Annotated in this window: 27 protein-coding genes; 11 read left to right on the forward strand and 16 right to left on the reverse strand. The window is 64.4% G+C overall.

Annotated features, from left to right (window positions below; all coding sequences use genetic code 11):
- Positions 1-62: 62 nt before the first annotated feature.
- Complete coding sequence (locus FGD77_RS05355; protein ID WP_255007116.1) at positions 63-1,340, forward strand: glycerate kinase; 1,278 nt, start codon at positions 63-65, stop codon at positions 1,338-1,340.
- 105 nt (positions 1,341-1,445) lie between these two features.
- Complete coding sequence (locus FGD77_RS05360; RefSeq protein ID WP_255007117.1) at positions 1,446-1,835, forward strand: hypothetical protein; 390 nt, start codon at positions 1,446-1,448, stop codon at positions 1,833-1,835.
- A 20-nt stretch (positions 1,836-1,855) separates the two neighbouring features.
- Here the strand turns inward: FGD77_RS05360 and rsmD are convergent, their stop codons facing one another.
- A complete protein-coding gene (gene rsmD / locus FGD77_RS05365; protein ID WP_255007120.1) occupies positions 1,856-2,410 on the reverse strand; it encodes a 16S rRNA (guanine(966)-N(2))-methyltransferase RsmD in 555 nt (184 codons plus the stop codon).
- Positions 2,407-3,615: an NAD(P)/FAD-dependent oxidoreductase gene (locus FGD77_RS05370; protein ID WP_255007122.1), complete on the reverse strand. Its 1,209-nt coding sequence runs from the start codon at positions 3,613-3,615 to the stop codon at positions 2,407-2,409. The genes rsmD and FGD77_RS05370 overlap by 4 nt, the downstream gene beginning before the upstream one ends.
- Before the next feature lie 106 nt (positions 3,616-3,721).
- Between FGD77_RS05370 and FGD77_RS05375 the strand changes: the two genes are divergently transcribed.
- Positions 3,722-4,210 carry a peroxiredoxin gene (locus tag FGD77_RS05375; protein WP_255007124.1) on the forward strand — a complete coding sequence of 163 codons (489 nt, stop codon included), beginning with the start codon at positions 3,722-3,724 and terminating at the stop codon, positions 4,208-4,210.
- Between the two features lie 183 nt (positions 4,211-4,393).
- On the opposite strand, the gene FGD77_RS05380 is transcribed toward FGD77_RS05375, so the two are convergent.
- The 4 genes from FGD77_RS05380 to FGD77_RS05395 are packed head-to-tail and all read right to left on the reverse strand — an operon-like array spanning position 4,394 to position 7,154.
- On the reverse strand, positions 4,394-4,690 hold the full coding sequence (locus FGD77_RS05380; RefSeq protein WP_255007126.1) for a 4a-hydroxytetrahydrobiopterin dehydratase: 297 nt from the start codon (positions 4,688-4,690) through the stop codon (positions 4,394-4,396).
- Positions 4,687-5,877: a GNAT family N-acetyltransferase gene (locus FGD77_RS05385; RefSeq protein WP_255007129.1), complete on the reverse strand. Its 1,191-nt coding sequence runs from the start codon at positions 5,875-5,877 to the stop codon at positions 4,687-4,689. The genes FGD77_RS05380 and FGD77_RS05385 overlap by 4 nt, the downstream gene beginning before the upstream one ends.
- A gap of 51 nt (positions 5,878-5,928) precedes the next feature.
- Positions 5,929-6,696: a glycerophosphodiester phosphodiesterase family protein gene (locus tag FGD77_RS05390; RefSeq protein ID WP_255007132.1), complete on the reverse strand. Its 768-nt coding sequence runs from the start codon at positions 6,694-6,696 to the stop codon at positions 5,929-5,931.
- Positions 6,693-7,154 carry a RidA family protein gene (locus tag FGD77_RS05395; RefSeq protein WP_255007134.1) on the reverse strand — a complete coding sequence of 154 codons (462 nt, stop codon included), beginning with the start codon at positions 7,152-7,154 and terminating at the stop codon, positions 6,693-6,695. The genes FGD77_RS05390 and FGD77_RS05395 overlap by 4 nt, the downstream gene beginning before the upstream one ends.
- A 306-nt stretch (positions 7,155-7,460) precedes the next feature.
- Here FGD77_RS05395 and FGD77_RS05400 point away from each other — a divergent pair, with 306 nt between their 5' ends.
- Both FGD77_RS05400 and FGD77_RS05405 read left to right on the forward strand, forming a co-directional pair.
- Positions 7,461-8,294: a VacJ family lipoprotein gene (locus FGD77_RS05400; RefSeq protein WP_255007136.1), complete on the forward strand. Its 834-nt coding sequence runs from the start codon at positions 7,461-7,463 to the stop codon at positions 8,292-8,294.
- The gene (locus tag FGD77_RS05405) at positions 8,284-8,889 is read left to right on the forward strand and encodes a phospholipid-binding protein MlaC (RefSeq protein WP_255007138.1); all 606 of its coding nucleotides are present in this window, start codon (positions 8,284-8,286) and stop codon (positions 8,887-8,889) included. The genes FGD77_RS05400 and FGD77_RS05405 overlap by 11 nt, the downstream gene beginning before the upstream one ends.
- A gap of 82 nt (positions 8,890-8,971) precedes the next feature.
- On the opposite strand, the gene FGD77_RS05410 is transcribed toward FGD77_RS05405, so the two are convergent.
- On the reverse strand, positions 8,972-11,152 hold the full coding sequence (locus FGD77_RS05410; protein WP_255007140.1) for a transglycosylase domain-containing protein: 2,181 nt from the start codon (positions 11,150-11,152) through the stop codon (positions 8,972-8,974).
- A 179-nt stretch (positions 11,153-11,331) separates the two neighbouring features.
- Between FGD77_RS05410 and mutL the strand changes: the two genes are divergently transcribed.
- The gene (mutL, locus tag FGD77_RS05415) at positions 11,332-13,179 is read left to right on the forward strand and encodes a DNA mismatch repair endonuclease MutL (RefSeq protein ID WP_255007142.1); all 1,848 of its coding nucleotides are present in this window, start codon (positions 11,332-11,334) and stop codon (positions 13,177-13,179) included.
- Positions 13,180-13,254: 75 nt separating this feature from the next.
- Entirely contained in the window at positions 13,255-14,685 is a 1,431-nt protein-coding gene (gene rmuC, locus FGD77_RS05420; RefSeq protein ID WP_255007144.1) for a DNA recombination protein RmuC, read from the forward strand.
- Positions 14,686-14,727: 42 nt separating this feature from the next.
- Here the strand turns inward: rmuC and FGD77_RS05425 are convergent, their stop codons facing one another.
- The 4 genes from FGD77_RS05425 to ilvD form a co-directional block, all read right to left on the reverse strand.
- Positions 14,728-15,105: a hypothetical protein gene (locus tag FGD77_RS05425; RefSeq protein WP_255007145.1), complete on the reverse strand. Its 378-nt coding sequence runs from the start codon at positions 15,103-15,105 to the stop codon at positions 14,728-14,730.
- Between the two features lie 31 nt (positions 15,106-15,136).
- The gene (locus FGD77_RS05430; RefSeq protein WP_255007146.1) at positions 15,137-15,907 is read right to left on the reverse strand and encodes a DUF6478 family protein; all 771 of its coding nucleotides are present in this window, start codon (positions 15,905-15,907) and stop codon (positions 15,137-15,139) included.
- 196 nt (positions 15,908-16,103) lie between these two features.
- Positions 16,104-16,712 carry a hypothetical protein gene (locus FGD77_RS05435; RefSeq protein WP_255007147.1) on the reverse strand — a complete coding sequence of 203 codons (609 nt, stop codon included), beginning with the start codon at positions 16,710-16,712 and terminating at the stop codon, positions 16,104-16,106.
- Between the two features lie 8 nt (positions 16,713-16,720).
- Positions 16,721-18,478 (reverse strand): dihydroxy-acid dehydratase, encoded by a 1,758-nt coding sequence (ilvD, locus tag FGD77_RS05440; protein ID WP_255014103.1) that lies wholly within the window; start codon positions 18,476-18,478, stop codon positions 16,721-16,723.
- Between the two features lie 115 nt (positions 18,479-18,593).
- On the opposite strand from ilvD, the gene FGD77_RS05445 reads away from it, so the two are divergent.
- The 4 genes from FGD77_RS05445 (at position 18,594) to FGD77_RS05460 (ending at position 22,271) form a co-directional block, all read left to right on the forward strand.
- A complete protein-coding gene (locus tag FGD77_RS05445; protein WP_255007154.1) occupies positions 18,594-19,481 on the forward strand; it encodes a CPBP family intramembrane glutamic endopeptidase in 888 nt (295 codons plus the stop codon).
- A gap of 63 nt (positions 19,482-19,544) precedes the next feature.
- Positions 19,545-20,537: an acetyl-CoA carboxylase, carboxyltransferase subunit beta gene (accD, locus tag FGD77_RS05450; protein WP_255007156.1), complete on the forward strand. Its 993-nt coding sequence runs from the start codon at positions 19,545-19,547 to the stop codon at positions 20,535-20,537.
- Positions 20,534-21,811, forward strand: coding sequence for a folylpolyglutamate synthase/dihydrofolate synthase family protein (locus tag FGD77_RS05455; protein WP_255007158.1), 1,278 nt, complete (start codon positions 20,534-20,536; stop codon positions 21,809-21,811). Before accD ends, FGD77_RS05455 begins: the two co-directional genes overlap by 4 nt.
- A 268-nt stretch (positions 21,812-22,079) precedes the next feature.
- Positions 22,080-22,271 (forward strand): hypothetical protein, encoded by a 192-nt coding sequence (locus tag FGD77_RS05460; RefSeq protein WP_255007160.1) that lies wholly within the window; start codon positions 22,080-22,082, stop codon positions 22,269-22,271.
- A 241-nt stretch (positions 22,272-22,512) separates the two neighbouring features.
- On the opposite strand, the gene FGD77_RS05465 is transcribed toward FGD77_RS05460, so the two are convergent.
- From FGD77_RS05465 to FGD77_RS05485, 5 genes are all read right to left on the reverse strand, one after another.
- Positions 22,513-23,070: a F0F1 ATP synthase subunit B gene (locus FGD77_RS05465; RefSeq protein WP_255007163.1), complete on the reverse strand. Its 558-nt coding sequence runs from the start codon at positions 23,068-23,070 to the stop codon at positions 22,513-22,515.
- 4 nt (positions 23,071-23,074) lie between these two features.
- Complete coding sequence (locus tag FGD77_RS05470; protein ID WP_255007165.1) at positions 23,075-23,656, reverse strand: F0F1 ATP synthase subunit B'; 582 nt, start codon at positions 23,654-23,656, stop codon at positions 23,075-23,077.
- Positions 23,657-23,749: 93 nt separating this feature from the next.
- Positions 23,750-23,986 carry a F0F1 ATP synthase subunit C gene (locus FGD77_RS05475; RefSeq protein ID WP_076530926.1) on the reverse strand — a complete coding sequence of 79 codons (237 nt, stop codon included), beginning with the start codon at positions 23,984-23,986 and terminating at the stop codon, positions 23,750-23,752.
- A gap of 91 nt (positions 23,987-24,077) precedes the next feature.
- Complete coding sequence (locus FGD77_RS05480; protein WP_255007172.1) at positions 24,078-24,866, reverse strand: F0F1 ATP synthase subunit A; 789 nt, start codon at positions 24,864-24,866, stop codon at positions 24,078-24,080.
- Entirely contained in the window at positions 24,856-25,218 is a 363-nt protein-coding gene (locus FGD77_RS05485) for an AtpZ/AtpI family protein (protein WP_255007174.1), read from the reverse strand. Before FGD77_RS05485 ends, FGD77_RS05480 begins: the two co-directional genes overlap by 11 nt.
- Positions 25,219-25,347: the final 129 nt, after the last annotated feature.

Raw genomic sequence — 25,347 nt, forward strand, 5'->3', positions numbered from 1 at the left:
CTTGTCTGTCGGCGCATGTGATCGCTAACATAGCCGCTGTGACATAAAAATGAGGCCGCCCCGTGACCGATAATTCCGCAACGCTCTTGCGCCGCCTGTTTGACCGCGCGGTCGAGGTCGCCGACCCGATGCAAAGCCTGGCCACCTCCCTGCCGCCCCGCCCCGCCGGGCGCGTTCTGGTGGTCGGGGCGGGCAAGGCGTCGGCTCGCATGGCCGAGGCGGTCGAGGCCGAATGGGGCCCCTGCGAGGGGCTGGTCATCACCCGCTACGGCTATGGTCGGCCCTGCAAGGGCGTGCGCATCGTCGAGGCGGCCCATCCGGTGCCGGACGCCGCCGGGCTGGCAGCCACCACCGATATGATGGCGCTACTGCACGGCGCCGGCGAAGACGATTTCGTGCTGGCGCTGATCTCGGGCGGGGCGTCGGCGCTGCTGGTCGCCCCGGCCGGCACCATCACGCTGGCCGAAAAGCAGGCGGTCAATCAGGCGCTGCTGGCCTCGGGCGCGCCCATCGGGCAGATGAACATGGTGCGCAAGCATCTGAGCCGCGTCAAAGGCGGGCGGCTGGCCGCCGCCGCCCATCCTGCGCCTATGCTGGCACTGCTGATATCGGACGTGCCGGGGGACGATCCGGCGATGATCGGATCGGGACCGACCGTGGGCGAAGGCAGCACACCACAGGACGCGCTGGCGATTCTCGACCGTTACGGCATCGACATTCCCGCATCCGTGCGCACCGCATTGACGGGGCCGGGCGATGCGGTCCCTCCGGGTGATTCCCGCCTCTCGCATGTGCAGAACGTCATGTACGCCGCACCGTCTCAATCGCTGGCCGCCGCTGCCGAACTGGCCCGCACCGAAGGGCTGGACGCCCGGATCGGTGCAGACGATCTGGAGGGCGAGGCGCGCGAGGTCGCCGCCCTGCACGCGCAGCAGGCACTGGAGGTTCAGGCCGACATGGCACCGGGCAACGCGCCCATCCTTCTGCTCACCGGGGGCGAGTTGACGGTGACGCGGCGCGGAAATGGCATCGGCGGACCCAATGCCGAATATGCGCTGGCACTGGCCATTGCGCTGAACGGCGCGCCGGGCATCAGCGCCATCGCCTGCGATACCGACGGCGTCGACGGCGCCGCCGAAGTCGCCGGTGCCCAAGTCGGCCCGGACACCTTGCCCAGCGCCGCGCAGCGCGGCGTCGACCCCGCCGATGCTCTGGCACAGAATGACGCCCACAGCTTTTTCGGGGCACTGGGCGCGCAGGTCGTGACCGGCCCGACGCTGACCAACGTCAACGATTTTCGCGCCATCCTGATCCAGCCGCGCCGCTCAGAGGCAGCTTGAAAATGCCCGGTGCTGCGCTATCCTCACTCGGTTGAACCTTGCGGGGCAAGCCAACCGGCATATCGCGGGGTCAGTTCCGACCGTAGACAAAAGGACATCACCGCCATGAGACGTCGCTTTTTCTTCAACGCCGCCGCGCTCTGCGTGCTCGCACTGAGCAGCTTGGGTGCGTCTGCCTTTGCTCAGGAAACCAGAATGAGCGCCGACGAGATCGCGCGCCTCCTGTCGGGCAACACCGTCGAAGGACAGTGGGACGGGACTGCCTATAAATCCTATTTCGCCCCCGATGGAACGACAATCTTCGTCCCCGCGAACGCCGACCCCCTGACAGGCAAGTGGCGCGTCAACCCGGAAAGCCATCAATATGAGAGCTTTTTCGACGCAGTCGGCTGGACCGGATACACTGTGCTGCACACCGATGCAGGCTTTGCCTGGGTGATGGACGGCAAGGCCTATCCGTTTCACGTCCTTGAAGGGCGCGACCTGCCGTTCTGAACGCTGGGCACCCCCGCCTGCTATCCCGCCCAGTCCATCAGCGAAATCTGCGTATCGCCATAACGGCGCTGGTCGCGCAGGGTGCAGCCGGTTGGCGGGGTGATCGCTGCGCTTTCCTCCCACACGATCAGGGCGCCGGGGGCCAGCCAGCCACCGGCGATCACGGCGCCCAGTGCCACCTCGCCCAGACCGCGGCCATAGGGTGGGTCCATGAACACCAGCGTCACGGGCGCGCCCGAGACAGGGCCAAGACGCCCGACATCACGGCGCAGCACCGTTGCGCGATCCGCCATGCCCGTCAGGCGGATGTTCTGATCCAGCAAACCCAGCGCGGTGCGCCCATTTTCCACAAAACGGGCCGATGTCGCGCCGCGCGACAGCGCCTCCAGCCCCAGCGCACCCGTACCGGCAAAGAGGTCCAGCACCTCGGCATCCTCGACCACGCCCAATCCCGTCAGAACGCTGAACAGGCTTTCGCGCACCCGGTCGGACGTGGGGCGCAGCTGCGCGGCGGCGTCGCCCTTGCCCAGCGCGGCCAGGCGGCGGCCGCGCGCCTCTCCGGCGATGATCCTCACTTCAGCAAAGATTTGAGGTCGGTTTCGGGATCCGTCACGGCGTCAGGCGACGGCGATTTTCCAGCATCGATCAGCCGTTTTCCCACCATGTAGGCGCGCGGCTCGTTCATCGCATCCACAGCCAGCAGGCGATCGCCCGCGTAATACCAGAACGACGCCGAGCCTTCGCTGCTGCCGGGTCGCGCGATAATGCGGTCATAGCCCACATTCAGCCCGGCGATCTGCAACTTGACGTCATACTGATCCGACCAGAACCACGGCTGCGGCACATATACCTTGCCCGCGCCCATGATGTTGTCCGCAACGCATTCGGCCATGTCGATAGCGTTCGGCACGCTTTCCAGACGCAACCGCCCTTCGCCATGCGGGAAGGACGCACAATCGCCCGCTGCCCAGATCGCCGGATCGCTGGTGCGGCCCTGCGCATCCACCTTGATGCCATTGTCGATCTCCAGACCCGCCGCCTCGGCCAGTGCGGTGCCGGGTGCGATGCCAACCCCGACGATGACGAAATCCACCTCGATTTCGGTCCCGTCACTCAGCCGCGCGCCGGAAACATGCCCCTCGCCCAGCAACCGGTCCAGCCCCACACCTTCGCGAATATCGACGCCGTTCTCGCGGTGCAGCGCGCGAAAGAAATCCGACGTCTCCGGGGCCGCGACCCGTTGCAGGATCCGCTCGGCCATCTCGACCAGCGTGACGTTCAGGCCCTTCTTGGCCGCAACCGCCGCCGCCTCCAGCCCGATATAACCGCCACCGACGATCAGAACCTTCGCGCCGGGGCCAAACCGCGGTTCCATCGCATCCACATCGGTCAGATCGCGCACCACATGCACGCCCTCCAGAGCGCCGCCAATAGCAGCAGGCAGGCGCCGGGGCGCCGACCCCGTGGTCAGCACAAGCGTGTCAAAAGGCACCACCTCATCCCCGATATGCACCTGCCGCGTGGCAGGGTCTATCCGATCCACCCGTGTGCCCAGACGCAGATCAACACGCACCTCCGCGTAATAACTCAACGGACGCAGATAGAGCCGCTCCAGATCCATATCCCCCAGCAGATACGCCTTGGACAGCGGTGGGCGCTGGTAGGGCGGCGACGTCTCTTCACCGATCAGCGTGATCGTGCCCTCATGCCCGTTCTTGCGCAAACGTGCGACCAGCGACGCACCCGCCTGCCCCGCACCGATGACCACGATATTCGACATGTCCCGCTCCTGTCCGCTTGGGGCGCCAGTACTTTTCATTGGCTCAGCCAGCACATAGCCTATATCGATTGGCCATATCAGTGCAATCAACAGTCAGGATGCGATCATGTCCATTTCCAAGGGCGACAAACTGCCCACCGCCACCCTCACCCGCCTTGGCGCAGACGGCCCAGAACCTGTCGATCTGGCAGCCCAGACAGCCGGCCGCAAGGTGGTGATCTTTGCCGTTCCGGGGGCCTATACCGGCGTTTGCACCACCGCACACGTGCCCAGTTTCGTGCGCACCGCAGACCAATTCGCCGCCAAAGGCGTGGACGAGATCATCTGCATCTCGGTCAATGACCCCTTCGTCATGGGCGCATGGGGCGAGGCGACAGGCGCCACCGCCGCCGGCATCACCATGCTGGGCGACGCCGAAAGCACCTTCACCAAGGCGATGGGCATGGACTTCACCGCCCCCCCGGCCGGCCTGATCGACCGCTCAAAGCGCTACGCGATGCTGGTCGAGGATGGTACCGTCACGCTGCTCCACGAAGAGGAAAACCCGGGCCTGTGTAACGTATCCGCAGGCGAGGCTCTCCTGGAAGCGATGTAAGCGCCCACTCTTCTTGCTGAAAATATCCTAAAGCGTTTCGCCTTAAACTTGAGACACTCACTTGAGGCGAAACGCGCGCAACGCCCCTCTTCTCTTCCCACCAAAAGCGGCGGCGTCTACCATCCGCGCCGCCGCTTGCAAAACCACCCCGAAAATTCGCGAATTTTCGCCCGCGCGCCGCTGTCAGCCCGCCAGAATATCCATTTTACGTGCCAGTTTCGCGTCCAGCGCGCTCAACCCGTCGACATCATGCGTGCTCAACGTCACCGAAACCTTGTTATAGACGTTGCTCCACTCGGGATGGTGGTTCCATTTTTCGGCCCAGACGCCGGCGCGCACCATCCAGCCCAGCGCCTCTGTGAAATCTGCGAACTTGAACTCCTTGGTAATCGCATCGCGCCCGTCAACCAGGCTCCATCCCTCGTTCAGCAGAGGGTCGATCATGGTCGTACGCGCGGTATCGCTGAGCTTCTCGGTCATTGGTGATCCTCCTTCGGGGTTTTCCTGAACGGCCCGTAGGACGTCAGTATCTCTATATCCTGCTCTACCGCCGCGCCCTCGGCGCGCAAAAACTGCGCCACCGCTTCGGCAAAACCCGCATCACGGATCCAGTGCAGCGAACGGGTGGGCACGGGCAGGTATCCACGGGCCAGCTTATGCTCGCCCTGCGCGCCGGCCTCGACCCGGGTCAGGCCATGGGTCAGCGCGTAGTCAATCGCCTGATAGTAACACAGCTCGAAATGCAGGCACGGATGATCCTCGGCGCAGCCCCAGTAGCGGCCATATAATGCCGATGCACCGATGAAGTTTACCGCACCCGCCACCGGTTGCCCATCCCGCAGCGCAAGGATCAACAGAATGTCATCCCGCAAGGTCTGATTCGCGATGTCGAAAAAGGCGCGCGTCAGGTAGGGTGTGCCCCATTTGCGCGCGCCGGTATCCTGATAGAACTGCCAGACCGCGTCCCAATGCGCGGGCTCTATCGCGTCCCCGGTCAGGTGCACGATCTGCCCGCCGAAATCCTGCGCGATGCGCCGTTCCTTGCGAATATTCTTGCGCTTGCGCGCACTTAGAACGGCAAGGAATGCGTCAAAATCACCATAGCCGTCGTTCACCCAGTGAAACTGCTGCCCGGTGCGCTGCATCAGGCCCATATCGGCGCCGGCCCTGGCCTCGTCTTCGGTACAAAAGGTAATGTGCAGCGATGACAGCGCGTTGCCCTCGGCGATCTGCACGGCGCCCTGCATCAGCGCGGCGCGGCCCATATCCTGAAACCCCGGACGGGTCAGGAAACGGCGGCCCGTCACCGGCGTGAACGGCACCGCCATCTGCATCTTGGGGTAGTAGCGCCCGCCGGCCCGCTGATAGGCATCGCCCCACCCGTGATCAAAGACGTATTCGCCCTGACTGTGCGATTTGGCGTAAAGCGGCGCGCAGGCAATAATCTGCCCGCCCGTCTCGGCAGTCAGGTATTGCGCCTGCCAGCCAGTGCCGACCCCGACCGAGCCGCTATCCTCCAGCGCCTTGAGAAACCGGTAGGTGGTAAAGGGATCGGCGGGGCGACCGCACGCCGCCGCCTCGGGGCAGGCACAGGCGTCCCACGCGGCGGCGGAAATTCCGCTCAGGTCGCCATGGGCGCGGATGGTGATTTCGCTGCCGGTTGTCATGGTTTGGTCGCCCCGCTGCCCCGGCTTAACCTGTGCCTTCCGGTGCGCAATTCAAGGTTGCAGATCCGGCAGATACCCCTCGAACGTGATATTCGCGGCCACACGGCGCGCGGCAGCTTCGGACTGCCTGCTGCGGATAGTCCAGCACAGGATCGCAGCCCCCGCTGCGGCCAGATCGCGCACGCGGGGGCGGTCCAGATCGTCCCACCTGTGACTGATGAAACAGGCGCCCGCCTCGGCATAATCAGGGATGCCGCGCAGCCGGGCGCGCATATTTTCGGGCAGTTCGGGGCAATCCTCGGGCCTGAAGGCGCCGCTGACAAGCCCGCGCGGCACATTCGGGGCGGCATTCCTTAGCGCGATAACGGAATGGGGATTGAACGACATCACGGCGACGGGGCCGCTGTAACCCATCAGATCGCGTGCGACGGCCTGCTCCAGCACGCCATCCACCGGGCCCATCTGGCCGTGCTGGTCCTTCACCTCGATCAGCAGCGGCACACGCCCTGCGACCAGCGCCAGCACTTCGGCCAGTGTCGGGATGCCCTCATCCGAGCCTTTCAGCGGGATGCCCCCCAGCCCGGCCGCGCTGCGCGCGCGGACCGGACCGGTGGCATCCGTCAGTCGATCCAGATCGTCGTCATGAAACACCATGGCGACGCCGTCCGACGACACCTGCACGTCGATCTCGATGCCGTAGCCTGCATCCACCGCCGCACGGATCGCCGCACAGGAATTTTCTGGCCGCCCCGCCCGAAGATCGTGCAAGGCACGGTGGGCCAGCGGCAGCCGCAGAAAGGCCGGATCGAGGGCCGTCATGCGATCTGAAACACGCCTTCGATTTCGACCGCAACACCCAGCGGCAGCGAGGCAGCGGAGACGGCAGCACGCGCATGCTTGCCCGCGTCGCCCAGCGCCTCGGCCAGGAAATCGGACGCGCCGTTGATGACCTGCGGTTGCTGGGTGAACTCGGGCGTCGAATTGACGAAGCCGCCCAGCTTCACCACCCGCACCAGCCGGTCCAGATCGCCGCCACAGGCCGCCTTGACCTGCGCCAGCAGCGAAATCGCGCACGCGCGCGCCGCGGCAGCACCAGCGGCGACGTCCACGTCATCGCCCAGCTTGCCGGTCAGCAGGCCGGATGCGTCCTGCGAGATCTGCCCCGACACATAGACGATATCGCCAACCTGCACGAACGGCACATAATTGGCCGCCGGGGCCGGCGCGTCCGGCAGGGTGACGCCCATCTCGGCCAGTTTCGTCTCGAATTTCCCCATGTGCCGTGCTCCTTGAATGATGGGTTGATACGGATCGTTCCGGGCCGGACGCTAACGCTTGGGGCGGCAGATGAAAACGGCAAAAACAGGGAACAGGCGAAACGGCGCGGCAGTGGCCATACTTGCGCGCAGACGCGAAAAACGGTAACTCGCGAAGGATAGAGCGCTGGGCGCTGGCGCGCCTGCGGGCAAGGTGTGCGCGCAATCATCATCGCTCCTGTCGCGGCACCCTTTTGACACGGTGCCATTTTTCAGAAGTTCGCACCGCTGCACGGTGGCGGATCAAGTCTGGCCAAAGGTGATCAGTTGACAAGACTTTCCATTATTTCCGCGACTTGGACGCCTCGCGCGGTCGTTTGTGCCACGGCGCTGGCGCTGCTTGGGGCCTGCGCCTCGCCCGACCCGGCGCTGACGCGCGCGGCGCCATACGATCCCTTCGAGGAATCGAATCGCATCAATCACGAAAACTCCAAACGGGTCGACCGCGCAATTATACGCCCTGTAGCTCAGGGATATAGCGCCATTATGCCCGACCCCGCCGAAACGGCGATCAGCAATTTCGCGACCAACCTGTCGCTGCCCGGCGCCATGGTGAACAGCGCACTGCAGGGCAACGGCGTGGGCATGACCTCGGATTTCTACCGGTTTCTTGTCAACTCGACGCTGGGCCTTGGTGGCATGATCGACGTCGCGACGAAACTCAACATGCCCGCCGCGACCGATGCCGATTTCGGGCAGACGCTCTATACATGGGGCGTGAACGAAGGGCCTTATATCGAATTGCCGCTGCTGGGACCGTCGACCAGCCGGGCAGTGGCGGGGCGTGTGGTGGACTTGTTCACCAACCCGCTTGGCTATGTGATCGAAGAACCCGAGATCTATTATACCACCACAGCGCGCGGCGCGCGGGCTCTGACCGGGCGCGGGCGCTACAGTGAATCCATCAACTCGGTCCTCGATGACAGCGCCGACAGCTATGCTGCCACCCGGTCGCTTTACTTGCAGAATCGCCGCTACAAGGTTGGAAGGGGCGGCAGCGACGCCTATCTCGACCCCAACGATACAACCGGGTCAGATGCGGCGACGCAGGCCGTGCGCCCCGCCGTGAGTGCAGATTTTGAGGATCCTTATGAGCAGTAATGTCACCCGCCGCAGCATATTGACCGTCGGCCTTGGCGCAGCCTGCGTCGCCGCATTACCGCGCGGCGCCATGGCCCTGACCAAAGCGGGCGCACGCCAATTGGTCGACGGCCTGGTCGGTGAAATCAATCGCGTCATCGCCTCGCGCGGATCGTCGGCCGCCATGACCGCCGGTTTCGAAGCGATTTTTCGCCAGTACGGGGATGTCGACCTGATCGCGCGCAGCACGCTGGGCGCCGACGCCAACCGCGCCAGTGCGGCCCAGATGCGCGCGTTTACCGAAGCATTCCGTGGCTATATCGCGCGCAAATACGGCAAGCGGTTCAAGGAATTCGTGGGCGGCCAGATCGAGGTGCAGGGCGTGCGCACGGTGAAATCGTGGTACGAAGTCCAAGGCCTTGTGAACCTGCGCGGCGAGGCGCCTTTTGACGTGCGGTTTCTGGTGTCGGACCGGTCGGGACGGGATTTGTTTTTCGACATGGTGATCGAAGGCATCAGCCTGCGCCTGAGCGAGCGGACCGAAATCGGCTCGATGCTGGATCGCAGGCAGGGCAATATCGACGCGCTGATCGCGGATCTGCGTCAGGCGGGATAATCCCCGCGCATTTCAAGAGTTTCAGCGCGCGGCCTTTTCGGGGCCGCGCATTTTTTTGTCCAGCGCCTGCAGACCCGCCCGACTACCCGCCGAACAGTTGGCGCAGGATGCTGGTGATCGGTCCCTCGCGGTTCTGTTGCCGACGTGGGGCGGGCTGGCGGCCTTGGGTGCCCTGCTGCTGTGGCTGCTCGGCCACCTGCGGCTGAACGGGCTGCACGCGGGGGCGATCCATTGGCAGGGGGGTGGCTGGCATGCCCTCCTGGACGCGCACCATCACCTCGCGCCAGATTTCGGCCGGCAGGCCGCCGCCGGTGACGCCGGTCAGTGGCGTATTGTCGTCGTATCCCATCCACACGCCCGCCACGTAATCGGCGGTAAAGCCCAGGAACCACGCATCCCGGGCCGCTTGCGTCGTGCCCGTCTTGCCTGCCGCCTCGCGGTCCGGCAGCTTGGCCCGTGCTCCGGTGCCGCCATCGACGACACGGCTCATCATCCAGGTCAGTTCGCGCGCGGCATCCTCGCGGATGACACGCTCGCCAATACCGCCGCCCGCGCCCATGACGGGCTGGTCCGATCCCAGCAGCTTCAGCTCGATCAGGCCGTAGGGCGTCACGGACGATCCGCCATTGAGGATACCGGCAAAGGCGCCCGTCATTTCCAGCAGGGTGCTTTCCGACGCGCCTAGCGCCAGCGCGGGGCCGGCGGCCAGATCGCTCTGGATGCCGAAATCGCTGGCGACCTTGCGGACCAGGTCCAGTCCGACGCTTTCCGCGACCTTGACGGCGGGAATGTTGTAGGACTTCTTCAACGCATCGGCCAGCGTGACACGGCCATGAAACCGCCTGTCGTAGTTGCTGGGGCACCACTGACCCGAGCCGGGGATGTTGATGCAATACGGTTCGTCAACCACCGTGTCCTGACTGGAATAGCCCAGCTCCAGCGCGGTCGCATAAACGAACGGTTTGAAGCTGCTGCCGGTCTGCCGATTGGCCTGCGTTGCGCGGTTGAACGCGCCCGATACCTTGGTCTGGCGCCCGCCGATCATCGCCCTTACGGCACCGTCCGACGACATGACGACAACCGCAGCCTGTACCTTGGACCCCTTGCGCAGCTTTTCGTCGAAAACTGCCTCCAGCCCGGCCTCGGCGGCGCGCTGGATGCGCTGGTCCAGCGTGGTGCGGATGATGACATCCTCGGTCGTGTCGCGCGTGAAAAATTCGGGACCGGACGACATGACCCAATCGGCGAAATACCCGCCTGCCTGCCGCTCGGCTGCCTGCGACAGTTCGGCGGGATTGGCCAGTGCAACGGCGGCCTCGGAATCCGACAAGAACCCCTGATCGCGCATCAGGCCGACCACGACCGACGCGCGGTTCTGGCTACGCTCGATATTACTGGTCGGCGCCAGCGTCGAAGGCGCGGTCAACAGCCCCGCCAGCATCGCGCCCTCGGCCGGGTTCAACTGCGCCGCATGTTTGCCGAAATACCGCTGCGCAGCCGCCTCGGCGCCGTAGGCGCCGCCGCCCAGATAGGCCCGGTTCAGGTAGATCGACAGGATTTCTTCCTTGGAATACTTGGCCTCCATTGCCAGCGCATAGACCGCCTCCTTGGCCTTGCGGCCCAGCGATCCGCGGCGGCAATCGGCCTCGTAGGCGGTCTGGCTCTCCCAGTCGGCCTCGACATATTCGTTGCCAAGGCACAAAAGCTTGGCTGTCTGCTGGGTCAGCGTCGATCCGCCATGGCCCGAAAGCGGCCCGCGCCCCTCGCTCAGGTTGATGCTGATCGCGCTGGCGATGCCGACAGGATCGACGCCGGGATGCATGTAGAATCGCCTGTCCTCGGTCGCGATCACCGCGTTGCGCAGGTGTTTCGACACCGCTTGCGCGTTCACCGCCCCGCCGAACTGATCGCCGCGCCAGGCAAACACGTCGCTGTCGCGGTCCAGTAGTGTGACCGATCCCCGCGCCCGCCCGTCCAGCAGGGCCGAGGCTTCGGGCAATGTGGAGTAGTAATAGCCGACCCAGCCGCCCAGCATCAGCAGCGCAACAGCCGTCAACCGCCAGCCGACACCCCAAACGATGCGAAAGATCCAGCGCAGCACGCCAAAGATCCCGCGCGTGAGGAAATTTCCGCCACGCGGTTTGGTCGCCGCGCGTTTACGCGGCTTGCGCGGGCTGCTCGGCTTGGCCGGCGGCTTGGGTTTCGTCTTGGGTTTGCGCTTGTCTGCCACCAAGGGTGGCTTGCGGCGTCCTGAATTGCTCATCTATGCCCTGCCCGGCCGGTTTCGAGGCTTGGCCCCTGATTGGGACGACCCTATCGTCCTTTACCCCGAATGTGGAGGGCGCACAGCCCCACATGCCATTTTTTGCTCACCGGCGGACGTCTTGCATCACAGCGCAATCGGGTGGCCGAATCGAACGCCGATATGCTAGGTTTTGTGGCATGATGCATCACGCCCCCCATATCGGCCACCCCGGCCCTGTCATTCGCCAATTGGACGACGCCGCGATCAACCGTATCGCCGCCGGCGAAGTGGTGGAGCGGCCCGCCTCGGCGGTCAAGGAACTGGTCGAAAACGCGATAGATGCGGGCGCGCGGCGCATTTCCGTCGACATCGCGGATGGCGGGAAAACCCTGATCCGGGTGGCCGACGACGGCTGCGGCATGACGCCCGGCGATTTGCCGCTGGCACTGGCCCGCCACGCCACGTCCAAGATCGACGGCAGCGATCTGCTGAACATCCACAGCTTCGGCTTTCGCGGCGAGGCTCTGGCGTCCTTGGGTGCCGTAGGTCGACTGACCGTGACGTCTCGCGCCGCCGGGCATGACGGCGCCGAAATCGCCGTAACGGGCGGCAAGGTGGGCAATATACGCCCCGCGGCCTTGAACGGCGGCACGGTCATCACGCTGCGCGATCTGTTCCACGCCACACCTGCACGGCTGAAATTCATGCGCACCGATCGCGCCGAGGCGCAGGCGATTGGCGACGTGATCAAGCGGCTGGCGATGGCCGAGCCGTCGATCAGTTTCAGCCTGCGTGATGTGTCCGGGGGCGGCGACGGGCGGCAGACATTCCGCGCCGACGCCGAAACCGGCGATCTGTTCGATGCGCTGCACGCCCGGTTGGCCCGCGTCATTGGCCGCGATTTTGCTGACAATTCCATGCGCATCGATGCCGAGCGGGACGGGTTTCACATGACCGGCTACGCGGGCCTGCCGACCTATTCGCGCGGCGCGGCGGTGGCGCAGTATCTGTTCGTCAATGGCCGCCCGGTGCGCGACCGCATGCTGATCGGCGCCCTGCGTGCGGGGTATATGGACGTTCTCAGCCGCGACCGGCATCCGGTGGCGGCGCTGTTCATCGATTGCGCGCCCAACTTGGTGGACGTCAACGTGCATCCAGCCAAGTCCGAGGTGCGCTTTCGCGATCCCGGCACCGTGCGCGGGCTGATCGTGTCGGGCCTGCGCCATGCGCTGGCCGGCGCGGGGCATCGTGCCTCCTCGACTGTCGCTGCGGGCACGCTGGGCGCGTTCACGCCCGAGCCGACAGGCCCCCCGCGCGTCTACCAGATGGACCGCCCATCCGCGCAGGCCCGCGCCGCCAGCTATGCCGGTCAGGCCCCCAGCTTTGCCGAAATGCAGGGCAGCTACAGTGCGCGCGCCGAGCCTGTGCCAGCCAACCAGCACCCGGCGGACGAGCCCCTCACCGCTGCCCCGCTGGGCGCCGCGCGCGCACAGGTGCATGAGAATTACATCATCGCCCAGACGGATGAGGGCATCGTCATCGTCGATCAGCACGCCGCGCATGAACGGCTGGTCTACGAGCGGCTGAAACGCCAGATGGGCGAACACGGCATCGCGGCGCAGGCCCTTCTGATCCCCGAGATCATCGACCTGCCCGAGGCCGATTGCGCCACCCTGACCGATGCCGCGCCCGACCTCGCCCCCCTTGGCCTGACGATCGAACCGTTCGGCGGCAGCGCCGTCGCCGTGCGCGAAACCCCTGCCATTCTGGGAAATGTGGATGCGCGTGCGCTGATTCTCGACGTGCTGGACGAGTTGAGCGATCAGGGCGGCAGCGACACCTTGCGCGCGCGCATCGACGCGATCCTCAGCCGCATGTCCTGCCACGGCTCGATCCGGTCGGGGCGACGGATGCAGGCGGACGAGATGAACGCCCTCCTGCGCGAGATGGAGGCTACCCCGATGTCGGGCCAGTGCAACCACGGGCGCCCCACCTATGTCGCGCTGAAGCTCAGCGATATCGAACGGCTTTTCGGGCGCACCTAAACCGTTTTGCGGGTTGCGGTCCCGCAGGGTTTGACGCCAGTTGGCCCAAATCTCCGCACCGACGAGGACAGGCGCATGCAGCAGTATCTGGATCTGACCCTCCCCCAGTGGCAGGCCGTCGCCGCAGGCGCCGCCGCGCTGGCGCTGGTGCTTGCGCTGGTGGCCCTTCTGGCCGCCCGCCGCGCCCGCCGAAACGAGGCCGAGGCGAACAGACTGCACCGGCATCTGGCCGGTATTCAGCCCCTCGCCGACCGGGTTCCCGCGCTGGAGGATCGCATCGAGGCGCTGCGCGCTGAACTGCTGGACGAGCAGGTGCAAACCGCGTCTCTGGCGCAACGGCTGGAGAGCCTGCAAGAGACGCATCAACAGCGGCTGGCCGATCTGGCGGACATGAAAAAACAGCTGGAGGACCGCTTTCACGCGCTGGCCTCGGGCGCCCTATCGGCCAATTCCGAAAAATTCCTGTCGCTGGTGTCCGAGCGCTTCAAGACGCACAAGCAATCCGCCGACGAGGATCTGAACCGCCGCCACGCCGCGATCCGCGATCTGGTGAAGCCGCTGGATGACAAGCTGGGCAAGTTCGACCTGCGCATGGGCGAAATCGAAAAGGCCCGCAACGAGGCCTATGGCACGATCAAGCAGCAGGTCCTGTCGCTGACCGAGGGACAGGCCAATCTGGGTCAGGAAACCCGCCGCCTGGTGCAGGCCCTGCGCGCGCCCAAGACGCGCGGGCGCTGGGGCGAAATGCAACTGCGGCAGGTGTTCGAGATGGCCGGCATGACCGAGCGGGTCGATTTCCACCTTGAGAAAAGTTTCGACACCGACGAGGGCCAGCGGCGGCCCGACGCCATCGTGCATATCCCAGGTGGCAAGAGCATCGTCATTGACGCCAAGACGCCGCTATCGGCCTATCTGGACGCGCTGGAGGCCGACACGCCCGAATTGCAAAGCCAGTTCATCAAGCAGCACGCGGTTCAGGTCCGCAAACATGTGAATGATCTGTCGTCCAAGGCCTATCACGACAACCTCAGCTCGACCCCCGATTTCGTGGTGATGTTCATCCCCGGCGAGACGTTCGTGTCCGCCGCCGCCGAGGCCGACCCCGGCCTGATCGAATACGCGTTCGAGCGCAAGGTGCTGATTGCCACGCCGACCACCCTGATGGCGCTGGTCAAGGCGATCGCCTATGGCTGGCAGCAGGACAAGATGGCCGAGAACGCCGAAGAGGTGCAAAAGACCGCCAAGGAGATCTACGACCGCCTGCGCGTCTTTGCCGAGCATCTGGGCAAGGTCGGCCGCTCGCTGGGCCAATCCGTGGATCACTACAACAGGGCCGTCGGATCGCTGGAAGGGCGCGTTCTGCCCTCTGCCCGCAAGTTCGAGGAATTGGGCGTCGTGTCGTCCACATCGCAGCTGGTTGAAAAGCCCGCCAACGTCGAGCCCGCCCCGCGCAGCCTGACCGCGCATGAATTCACCGGACCGGATGACACACCCGAGGGCGCCTGAGGCCGCACCCCCATTTTTCGCGAAGAATCACGCGCCGGTAGCTCAGGTCGTTTCCAGACAGTGGCGGCGAAAGGCGCGTTTCAGCATGTCCAGCTCTGCGCGCAGCAGGGCCATTTCGGACCGGATATCATAGCCCAGCGCATCGCCCGACATCAGCGTGAAACTGTCCAGTATCACGTCGGCGCTCCGGTCGCGGATCAGGAAGGTCTGGACACCGTCGGCAATGACTTCGGCGGGGATCGGCACACGCAACGTCCAGACTCCGTCTGCCTTGCTTTCGATGATTTGGACGTCGGGAATGGGCCGCTCCAGATGCGTGACCTCGATATCGGGCCGGGCCTTACTGACACCCTCATGGGTCAGTTGACCTTCCCAGACGCCTTCGAACAGGCGGATCTTGGTGAGTGTAAGATTGCTCATCTCAGTATGCTCATGTCTGGGCCTTCCCGGTTCAGAATTCTGCGCGCGGGCGGCGGCTGAAAGTAAGGTCACGCAAGGTGATCTGGCTCATCTCGGGGGTTTCAAAGATCAGGTCGACCCAGGCACGCTCGATCCGTTTTTCGTTGAGGCCGGTATAGGCCAGATCGAATTCGACGACGATCTCGCCGTCGTCCGGCGGCAGTTTGCGCACGATCTGTTCGGTGTTCGGGCCGTGTTTGATGTTGATCCGGGCAAAAACCTCAAGCGGTTTTTCCAGCTCGACGATGGTCGTCATGCGCAGCAGGTGGGACTTTTTCAGCCCGTCGACCGCGCTCTGCGGCAGGTCCAGAACGACCGACAGGAACGAGCCATCGAAGGCAAAGACATCCATGCGCAGCCCGTAGGGCGCCAGATCCGCCGCGCGGCTGTTGCGCACCTGCCGCAATATCAACTCGGACCATGCACAATCGTGAAACAATGTCAGATCATCGCCCAGCTTGGATTTGCTGGCGACAGATGACAGGCCGCGGCTGGCCAGCGGCAGGTTCCACAACGCCGGGCGCCATTCCCAATCGGTGCCGTGTGGTGTGGGAAACGCGTTCGACCCAACGATCGGTCGCGCCAGCCGGTTTTCCGCGATGGCCACCATTTCATGCAGAAAATATAGCAGATGGCGGGCCTTGCTACGTTCGCTCCGCAGTTCGGCAAGGGGCATCTCGGGTGCGCGGCGGGCAGCGCGGGTCCAGCGGCGCAGCCCGCGCCGATGCACGATCCAGTCCACAAAAGCACTGCGCAGTTGCATATACTGTAACCCCTTCCCCTCTACCCTGTTTCTACCTTGCACTAGCGATGCCTTCTATAAAATTAAGTCGGCTTACGAAACCTTGCCGACATTTATTCGGCTTACCTAGGTCTGACGCGCAGATTTTGGCGCGACACCATCTTGCCCGAGGGTGCCGCCCTTGCGGGTCGGCCTTCGGGGACGCGCGCGCCTTTGTCTATTTCGGCGCACGCACGGGGCTGGCCGCAAGCATCGCCGCGGCCGTATCAGTCAATAGCGCCCGGCCCGCATTGCCCGAAACGTCCGCGCCTGCATCGCCGTATACGGCAAGGCCGATCAAGTGCCCGCCGATCAACATCGCACCGCGCCAGTGACGCGGATCACCTGAGGGTAGCAGGCTGTCGCCGCCTCGGGCGACCTGAATCAGGGCAATGTCATCCGTGTCGATCTGCTGCGCCACCCCGGCATCCACCCAAGGCCCGGCCAGCCGCGCAGCTGTCGGTATCGACGCGCTCGCGTCACGCGGCAGGACAGACGCGGTGATGACGGCGGCGGGGACATAGCCACTGGGCGCGGTGCTCAGATGTCCGCAGCTGGCCATCAGGGCAAAGCCACTGTCGGCCCTGCGCTGAACGCTATTTGGATCGACGCAATAGCCCGGCGGGCCGGTCACGATCACATCACCACCATAGAATGCCGCGCTGCGCTGTCCGCCCCCAGCCTTGGCGGCAAGGCCGGTCGCGCCCTCGCCGCCAAGGCAAGCAGCGAGGGGCAGGATCAGCGCCGCGACCAGTGCGGCGCGCAGCATGAAAGCGCGGCGGACCAAGCCGTGCCTCAGATATCCATGTAGATGTGACGCTCGGCCTCGGCGCCGGGATGGGTGACGGCGCCCTTGTAGGTGGCACCGACCAGCTGGGCGAATTTCCAGATCGCACCCGTCGCATACATCGTCTCGCGCGGGCCGGGCCATGCGGCCTTGCGCTGGGCCAGGTCGTCATCGCTCAGATCGACGCTGAGCACGCCCTTGATCGCGTCGATGGTGATCATGTCGCCGTCGTTGAGCAGCGCGATCGGCCCGCCATAGGCGGATTCGGGGCCGACATGGCCCACGCAGAAACCGCGCGTCGCGCCGGAAAAACGGCCGTCGGTGATCAGCGCCACCTTTTTGCCCATGCCCTGACCCGACAGGGCGGCGGTGGTCGACAGCATCTCGCGCATGCCCGGCCCGCCTGCGGGGCCTTCGTTGCGGATGACAATCACGTCGCCCTCGGAATAGCCACGGTTCTGCACGGCCTCGAACGCATCCTCTTCGCTTTCGAACACGCGGGCGGGACCGGTGAAGACCTGATTTTCCGGCGCGATGCCCGCGACCTTCACAATTGCGCCCTCGGGGGCCAGATTGCCCTTGAGGCCAACGACGCCGCCGGTCTTGGTGATCGGCGTCTCGATGGGATAGATCACCTTGCCATCCGCCTCGCGGTCGATCAGGTCCAGTTCTTCGCCGATGGAGCGGCCAGAGGCGGTGATGCAATCCTCGTGGATCAGGCCGGCCTTGCGGAGTTCCTTCATCACCACGGGGATGCCGCCGACATCATAGAGATCCTTGGCCACATAGGCGCCGCCCGGTTTCAGATCGACGAAATAAGGCGTGTCGCGGAAAATGTCGCAGACGTCCTCAAGGAAGAAATCGATGCCGGCCTCATGCGCAATCGCGGGCAGGTGCAGACCCGCATTGGTGGACCCGCCGGTGCAGGCGACGACGCGCGCGGCGTTTTGCAGCGATTTCAGCGTCACCACGTCGCGGGCGCGGATGTTCTTCTCCAGCAGGGTCATCACGGCGCGGCCCGACGCCTCGCCATACTGATCGCGGCTCTCGTAGGGCGCGGGCATCCCCGAGCTGTTCATCAGTGCAAGGCCGATCGCCTCGGAAACGCAGGCCATGGTGTTGGCGGTGAACTGGCCGCCACAGGCGCCAGCGCTGGGGCAGGCGACACGTTCCAGCACGTCCAGCGCCTTGTCGGACATGGTGCCGTTCTGGTGGCGGCCGACCGCCTCGAACATGTCCTGCACGGTCAGATCGCGGGTGCGGAAATCCTCGGGGATCTCGTCGATCTGGGGCGCACGTCCCGGCAGGATCGACCCGCCATAGATAAAGACCGACGGCGTGTTCAGCCGCACCATCGCCATCATCATGCCCGGCAGCGATTTGTCGCAGCCGGCAAGGCCGACAAGGGCGTCATAGGCATGGCCGCGCATCGTCAGCTCGACCGTGTCGGCAATCGCCTCGCGGCTGGCCAAGGACGACCGCATGCCCTCGTGGCCCATGGCGATGCCGTCGGTGACGGTGATGGTGGTGAATTCGCGCGGCGTACCGGACGCCGCCTTGACCCCCATCTTGACCGCCTGCGCCTGACGGCTCAGCGCGATGTTGCACGGCGCGGCCTCGTTCCAGCAGGTCGCGACACCGACGAGGGGCTGATGAATCTCCTCCTCGCTCAGACCCATCGCGTACATGTACGAGCGGTGCGGCGCCTTGGCCGGGCCTTCGGTGACGTAGCGGCTGGGCAGTTTGGATTTGTCGAACTTGGTCATGATGGCCTCGCGAAAAACTGGGCTGAGAATATGCTGGCTTTGGAATAAGCGAGCGGCGCGCAGGGCGCAAGCATCCGCGATTGCACAGCGCGCGGCGCACAGGTAGCGTCGCGCCATGCGCTATCCTGCCCACCGACGCCTGATCGCCCCCGCCCTGCCGTCTGCCGCCCTGTGGCGGCTGCTGGCGGGCTGCGCGCTGGTTGTGGTGATATTTCTGGCCCTGTCGGTCCTTTATGGCTGGCTGTGCAGCATGGTTCTGCCCGCCTCTGCATGGGGGCCGGACGGGGACGGGATTACCGCGGCGACCACCCCCATCGGCGCGCTGGTCAATCTGTTCGTCTTTGGCCTGCTGATCGTCTCGCTGGCGCTTGTGCTGCCGATACTGCATCGGCGCAACCTGCCCGACATCATCGGCCCCCGCGCGCTGGCATGGGCGCAGGCGCGGCGGGCGCTGGTGTTTATTCTGGCGATCTACGTCGTGGTGTCACTGCTGCCGATGCCCGATGCGTTTGCCATCCTGCCCAACCTGCCCACCGGCACATGGCTGATGTTCCTGCCGGCGGCGGTGCTGGGCCTGATGATTCAGGTCAGCGCCGAAGAAATCCTGTTTCGCGGCTATCTGCAAAGTCAGCTGGCCGCGCGTTTCGCCCACCCGGCAGTTTGGATGATCCTGCCGTCGGTCCTGTTTGGCCTGCTGCATTATCAGCCCGGTATCATGGGCGATGCGGCGTGGCTGATCGTGGTCTGGGCGATCCTTTTCGGCCTTGCTGCCGCTGATCTGACCGCGCGCAGCGGAACGCTCGGCCCCGCAATCGCGCTGCACCTGATCAACAACCTCAGCGCCATCGCGCTGATCGCGCCGCAGGGCAATTTTGACGGTCTGGCGCTATACACCTATCCGTTCGGACCAAACAATACCGCGCTATTGCTGCAATGGCTGCCCGTCGACCTGCTGGTGCTGCTGTGTTCGTGGCTGGCGGCAAGGCTGGCCTTGCGGGTCTGATTGCATTTCCCGTCCGCGCGGCTTATTTCAGGGCCAATCCGCAACGTCCCATAGGCAGGCCACATGAACTGGATCACCAATTACATGCGTCCGCGCATCAACTCGATCTTCTCGCGCCGCGAGATGCCCGAGAACCTGTGGACCAAATGCGACGAATGCGGCACCATGCTGTTTCACCGCGAACTCAGCCTGAACCTGAACGTCTGCACCTCCTGCGGGCATCACATGAACATCGCGCCGCGTGCGCGGTTTCAGGCGCTGTTCGACAGCGGCACCTTTTCCGAGGTGCCCGTGGCCGCACCCAAGGCCGACCCGCTGCATTTCCGCGATCAAAAGAAATATCCCGATCGCCTTAGGGCCGCCCAGAAGGCCACGGGTGAGAAGGAGGCGATGCTGGTCGCCACAGGCGAAATCGGCCGTACCCCCATCGTAGCTGCCGCGCAGGATTTCTCGTTCATGGCCGGCTCGATGGGCATGTATGTCGGCAACGCGATCATCGCGGCGGCCCAAACGGCGGTGAGGCTGAAACGACCGCTGGTCCTGTTTTCCGCCGCCGGGGGCGCGCGCATGCAGGAGGGGATCCTGTCGCTGATGCAGATGCCGCGCACGACTGTCGCGATCCAGATGCTGAAAGAGGCCGGCCTGCCCTATATCGTGGTGCTGACCCATCCGACGACGGGGGGCGTCACCGCCTCCTACGCGATGCTGGGCGATGTGCAGATCGCCGAACCGGGCGCGCTGATCTGCTTTGCCGGGCCGCGCGTGATCGAGCAGACCATCCGCGAGAAGCTGCCCGAAGGGTTCCAGCGCGCCGAATACCTGCTGGACCACGGCATGCTGGACCGCGTCACGCCCCGCCCCAAGATGCGGGACGAACTGATCACGATCACCCGGATGCTGCTGGGCCTGACACCTGCCATCGCCGGCGATCTGCCGCCGCCCACCCTGACGGAAAACGAACCCGAAGGCCCGAAAATTGCGCCGAAGGACGCCAAGCCGACCCCGGCCAAACCGGACGAACCGGACGAACAAGCAAAGGCACAGGCCAAGAAATGAGCGCCCAAGGCTCGGACGTCATTCTTGATCGGATGATGGCGCTGCACCCCAAGATCATCGATCTGACACTGGACCGCGTGTGGCGACTGCTGGAGGCGCTGGGAAATCCGCAGGATGCGTTGCCGCCGGTCATCCATATCGCCGGAACCAACGGCAAGGGCAGCACGCAGGCCATGCTGCGCGCGGGTCTGGAGGCGGCGGAACGGCGCGTGCACGCCTATACCTCCCCGCATCTGGCCCGGTTCCACGAACGCATCCGGCTGGCGGGCGAATTGATATCCGAGGACGCGCTGAGCGCTGTGCTGGACGAATGCTACCGCGCCAACGGCACCGATAGCATCACCTATTTCGAAATCACGACATGCGCCGCGCTGCTGGCCATGTCGCGCACGCCCGCCGATTACACCTTGCTCGAGGTCGGGCTGGGCGGGCGGCTGGATGCGACCAATGTCGTGGCCAGGCCTGCCCTCACGATCATCACGCCGATCAGCATCGATCACGAACAATATCTGGGTGATACACTGGCCAAGATCGCGTTTGAAAAGGCCGGCATCATCAAACGCGGCGTGCCTTGCGTCGTCGGCCCCCAGCCGGACGAGGCGATGGCTGTGATCGAAGATGTCGCCGCGCGTCATGGCGCGCCGCTGCTGGCGCATGGGCAGCACTGGCATGTCCAGGCCGAGGCCGGGCGCATGACCTATCAGGACGAGAACGGCCTGCTGGACCTGCCCCTGCCGAACCTGCCGGGCGCGCACCAGATCGAAAACGCCGGCGCCGCACTGGCCGCCCTGCGCCATCTGAACACGGGCGAAGACGTGGCCGAGGCTGCCGTCGTCACGCGCGCGGTCTGGCCCGCCCGGATGCAGCGGCTCGATACCGGCTCCCTGACCGAAGCAGCGCCCGAGGCGGAGTTGTGGCTGGACGGCGGGCACAATGCCTCGGCCGGGCAGGCGTTGGGTCGGCATCTGGCCAGCCTGCCAAAGCGTCCGACCTATCTGATCTGCGGCATACTGAACACCAAGGACATCAGCGGCTATCTGCGCCCGCTGGCGGCCGAGGCTGACACCCTGATCGCGGTATCGATCCCCGGCGAGGCCAACACATTGCCCGCCGAGGACACCGCCAAAGCCGCACGGACTGTGGGGATGCAGGCGGAGTGCGCGCCCGATATTCGCGCCGCGCTGGCCCGGATCGTCGCCGAGGCCCCTCGGGCCCGTATCCTGATCTGCGGATCGCTCTACCTAGCCGGGCATATTTTGCGAGAAAACACCTAAGGCATGTAAAAAAATTTCACACGCTCAACCCTCCGTATCGATTCGGTTTTTCGCCCTCGGGGGATGAATCTGGCCCGCCCAGCCCGTTTTTCAGCGCCTGCGGCCATTGACCGATTCGCGGCTTTGCCTCTATATCTTGCGACGACTTCAATATGTATTCGCAACATGGGCACTGTGCCCAATTTTCAGGAGGGGTCGGCAGAATGGCTTGCGGCGCGGAATGTCAGGCATCGAACTGCGCCCGCCCCGTGACACGCGCGCGCACCGAATGACCCATATCACTTTGCTTTCAATGGGTTTTCCGGGCACCTTGATGACGCTTTTCTTGGTTCAACCGACAGCGCACGAGCGCGGCGATACCAGCGCGCCCGACCCCGCCTCGCAGAGCCGCAATAAGCGATGGTTTTACACGGTGAAATCAGGCGATTCACATGCCGCCATCGCGGATAGCGGAAGGTAAATCCGGTGCTTGAGATCGGCCAGCGGCTGATCACCCCACCACCGGTTCAGAAGACGACGAACGACAGGCAGACGACGACGGAACGATCGTAGCAGACGTGATTGAGGGGCCGGTTCAACGGCCCCCTTTCATTTGTTCAATCCTAAATATGCAGGCTGACGTCGACCCGTGTCGCGCAACACAAAATGGCCCGGCGCGAGGAAACTCACCGGGCCATTTCATTTGGGCTTGTACCCAGAAATCAGTGCAGCTTGGCCGCGACTGTATCGATACCGCTGTCGATCAGCTTGTTCGCCTCGGCCGCTGTCATCTGCTGGGCGATGACAGCGCGCGCTGCGGCGATTGCGATGCTGACAGCACGGTCGCGCACTTCGCGCACGGCTTCGGCCTCGGCGGATGCGATACGGTCTTCGGCGGCCTGCAAACGGCGGGCGATGGATTTTTTCAGATCCTCGCGCGCCTCTTCGGCTGCGGTCGTTGCTTCGGATTTGGCTTGGGCGACAATGCGGTCTGCCTGGTCCTGCACGTCCTTTTGCTTGCGCTCATACGTGGCCAGCAGCGCCTGCGCCTCTTCGCGCAGGGCGCGGGCCTCATCCAGCTCGGACTTGATGCCGTCGGCACGCTTGTCCAGCAGCTCGCCGATCTTGCCGGGCACCTTCATGTAGATCAGGAAACCGACGAACAGAACGAACGCGAGTGTTACCACGAAATTCGTATTCGACAGCGAGATGAACGGGCCACTTGCCGCCAGCGCGGGGCTGGCTGCGACGGCCGCGATCAAGGTTGCGATCATGCGCATGGCGTTACCCTTTCATCTGCGAAGTGACGGCGGCATTGACGGTTTTGGCATCTGCCTTCCCGCCCATGGCCGCGACGATTTCGCGGGCCGTATCCTTGGCCACGTCCTTGACGGCTTCCAAAGCGCCGGCGCGGATTTCGGCAATCGCGTTCTCGCCTTCGGCGGTCTTGGCGGCGATTTCCGCATCGGCATGGGCCATGGCGGCGTCGAGGTCGGCTTTGATCTCGGTCTTGGTCTGGGCGACGATCGTCTGCGCTGCGCTGCGCGCGTCGGCCAGCGCCTTGTCATAGGCCTTTTCGGCCTCGCTCGCCTTGACCTTGAGGTCCTCGGCGGCGGCAATATCATTGGTGATGGTGCCCTGACGTTCCGCCAGGATCGCAGCGATGCGCGGCAGCGCGATGCGCGACAGCACAAAGAATATCACGACCAGCGCAACCGCCAGCCAGAAGATCTGATTGGCCATCCAGTCGGGGCAAAGTTGCGGCAGGCCGATCGCCCCGCCATGCGAATCAACGCATATGCCGGCCTCTTCGAGGGCGATGGGGCTGACATGCCCGCCTGTCGCGGCAGCGGTCTCGGTAGCCATGTTTTACGTCCTTTCTCAGAGAACCTGTCAGTCAGAGAGGGTGAAAGGCACGATGCCCTTCACCCATCCCGTAAGGATAGTCTACCGTGGTTCTTAGACGGCGAACATCAGCAGAAGCGCGACGAGGAACGAGAAGATCCCCAGCGCTTCGGCGAACGCGATGCCGATGAACATGGTCGCTGTCTGGCCTGCGGCAGCCGAGGGGTTGCGCAGGGCGCCGGACAGGAAATTGCCGACAACGTTGCCCACACCGACGGCTGCGCCGCCCATGCCGACGGATGCCAGACCTGCGCCGATATATGCGCCCATTGTTGCGATATCGCCTTCCATGAGATGTCTCCTTACTTTGGAATTTGCGGTATGTCGTTTGGTCGATCGGCGGGTCGCCCCGCCGGTATTGTTCGGTATTTCAACCTGCGGATCAGTGCGCCGGGTGCAGCGCGTCCTTGAGGTAGACGCAGGTCAGAATGGTAAAGACGTAGGCCTGAATGAAGGCCACGAGGATTTCCAGCGCGTAGATCGCGGCGATGGCCAGGATCGACAGCGGCGTGACGACAAGGCCGATGCCCGTCGAGATGATGATCATCGGGGCAAAGGCCGCGAAGACCTTCATCACCGCGTGACCGGCCATCATGTTGCCTGCCAGACGAATGGAGTGGCTGACGGGGCGCACGAAGTAGGAGATGACTTCGATCAGGGCCAGAATGGGGCGCAGCGGCAGCGGCGCGGCGCTGATCCAGAACAGGCTGAGAAACCCCGCGCCATGTTTGAAAAAGCCGATCAGGGTGACCGAGATGAACACCAGCAACGCCAGCACGGCTGTCACGCCGATATGGCTGGTCGCGGTAAACGCGCCGGGCAGCAGACCGACGAAGTTCGCCATGACGACGAACATGAAGATCGTCATGATATAGGGGAAATACGGCAGCGCATCGCGGCCAGCGACATCCTCGACCATCTTGCGAATGAAACCATAGGCCAGCTCGGCAATCGACTGCATCCGCGTCGGGATGGTCGAGCGGCCCGACGAGCCCAGCACCAACAGCGCGATGGTCGCGAGCACGGTGATCGCCATCCACAGGGTGATGTTGGTCACGGTAAAGATGCCGACGGCGCCGTCACCGAACAGGGGCTTGATAATGAACTGATCCATCGGGTGGAACACCAGCCCGCCGGACTGCTCTGCGGCCCCATTCACATCAGTCGCCATCTTTCACCCTCACGTCTGAGCCACCGGGTGGCGGCTTGCCTGCGGCCTCTTCGGCCTCTTTTGTCTGCTGGATTTCCTGCGCGCTGCGGATCATCACCTTGATCCCTGCGGCGAGGCCCAGCAATGTGAACAGCACCAAGAAGACGGGCAGCGTCCCCAAAAGGTGATCCAGCCCGTATCCGATACCAAAGCCGATCGCGAGACCGGCCACCAATTCAATCACCATCCGCCAGGCAAGATGTGCCTGGGAATAATGTTCGTCCGTATGGGGCTTGACCCCTTTCGGGGCCTTCAATGCGTTGATCCGGTCTTCGAGATCGCGAAGTTTGGCGCGCTCATCGGGGTCTGTCACAACACCTGCCCTCACCCGTAACGGTTGGCGCATTGCTAAGCGGCGGGGCGCAGTGAGTCAAGCGCGCGGATTAACACGACGCCAGACACGCAAGACCATGTTTTTATTCAGAACTTTCCGAGAGATGAA

Origin of the sequence: Roseovarius sp. M141 (genome assembly GCF_024355225.1) — a bacterium.
Taxonomy (GTDB): Bacteria; Pseudomonadota; Alphaproteobacteria; order Rhodobacterales; family Rhodobacteraceae; genus Roseovarius.

What these genes read in the sequence shown, in the direction of transcription:
- FGD77_RS05445 (WP_255007154.1), top strand. Translation starts at nt 18,594, where the DNA reads ATGCGCTATCCTGCCCACCGACGCCTGATCGCCCCCGCCCTGCCGTCT.
- FGD77_RS05465 (WP_255007163.1), bottom strand. Translation starts at nt 23,070, where the DNA reads ATGCGCATGATCGCAACCTTGATCGCGGCCGTCGCAGCCAGCCCCGCG.
- FGD77_RS05360 (WP_255007117.1), top strand. Translation starts at nt 1,446, where the DNA reads ATGAGACGTCGCTTTTTCTTCAACGCCGCCGCGCTCTGCGTGCTCGCA.
- FGD77_RS05455 (WP_255007158.1), top strand. Translation starts at nt 20,534, where the DNA reads ATGAGCGCCCAAGGCTCGGACGTCATTCTTGATCGGATGATGGCGCTG.
- FGD77_RS05430 (WP_255007146.1), bottom strand. Translation starts at nt 15,907, where the DNA reads ATGCAACTGCGCAGTGCTTTTGTGGACTGGATCGTGCATCGGCGCGGG.
- FGD77_RS05460 (WP_255007160.1), top strand. Translation starts at nt 22,080, where the DNA reads ATGACCCATATCACTTTGCTTTCAATGGGTTTTCCGGGCACCTTGATG.
- FGD77_RS05385 (WP_255007129.1), bottom strand. Translation starts at nt 5,877, where the DNA reads ATGACAACCGGCAGCGAAATCACCATCCGCGCCCATGGCGACCTGAGC.
- FGD77_RS05380 (WP_255007126.1), bottom strand. Translation starts at nt 4,690, where the DNA reads ATGACCGAGAAGCTCAGCGATACCGCGCGTACGACCATGATCGACCCT.
- FGD77_RS05480 (WP_255007172.1), bottom strand. Translation starts at nt 24,866, where the DNA reads ATGGCGACTGATGTGAATGGGGCCGCAGAGCAGTCCGGCGGGCTGGTG.
- FGD77_RS05370 (WP_255007122.1), bottom strand. Translation starts at nt 3,615, where the DNA reads ATGTCGAATATCGTGGTCATCGGTGCGGGGCAGGCGGGTGCGTCGCTG.
- FGD77_RS05425 (WP_255007145.1), bottom strand. Translation starts at nt 15,105, where the DNA reads ATGAGCAATCTTACACTCACCAAGATCCGCCTGTTCGAAGGCGTCTGG.
- accD (WP_255007156.1), top strand. Translation starts at nt 19,545, where the DNA reads ATGAACTGGATCACCAATTACATGCGTCCGCGCATCAACTCGATCTTC.
- mutL (WP_255007142.1), top strand. Translation starts at nt 11,332, where the DNA reads ATGATGCATCACGCCCCCCATATCGGCCACCCCGGCCCTGTCATTCGC.
- FGD77_RS05375 (WP_255007124.1), top strand. Translation starts at nt 3,722, where the DNA reads ATGTCCATTTCCAAGGGCGACAAACTGCCCACCGCCACCCTCACCCGC.
- FGD77_RS05470 (WP_255007165.1), bottom strand. Translation starts at nt 23,656, where the DNA reads ATGGCTACCGAGACCGCTGCCGCGACAGGCGGGCATGTCAGCCCCATC.
- FGD77_RS05405 (WP_255007138.1), top strand. Translation starts at nt 8,284, where the DNA reads ATGAGCAGTAATGTCACCCGCCGCAGCATATTGACCGTCGGCCTTGGC.
- ilvD (WP_255014103.1), bottom strand. Translation starts at nt 18,478, where the DNA reads ATGACCAAGTTCGACAAATCCAAACTGCCCAGCCGCTACGTCACCGAA.
- FGD77_RS05410 (WP_255007140.1), bottom strand. Translation starts at nt 11,152, where the DNA reads ATGAGCAATTCAGGACGCCGCAAGCCACCCTTGGTGGCAGACAAGCGC.
- FGD77_RS05390 (WP_255007132.1), bottom strand. Translation starts at nt 6,696, where the DNA reads ATGACGGCCCTCGATCCGGCCTTTCTGCGGCTGCCGCTGGCCCACCGT.
- rmuC (WP_255007144.1), top strand. Translation starts at nt 13,255, where the DNA reads ATGCAGCAGTATCTGGATCTGACCCTCCCCCAGTGGCAGGCCGTCGCC.
- FGD77_RS05475 (WP_076530926.1), bottom strand. Translation starts at nt 23,986, where the DNA reads ATGGAAGGCGATATCGCAACAATGGGCGCATATATCGGCGCAGGTCTG.
- FGD77_RS05395 (WP_255007134.1), bottom strand. Translation starts at nt 7,154, where the DNA reads ATGGGGAAATTCGAGACGAAACTGGCCGAGATGGGCGTCACCCTGCCG.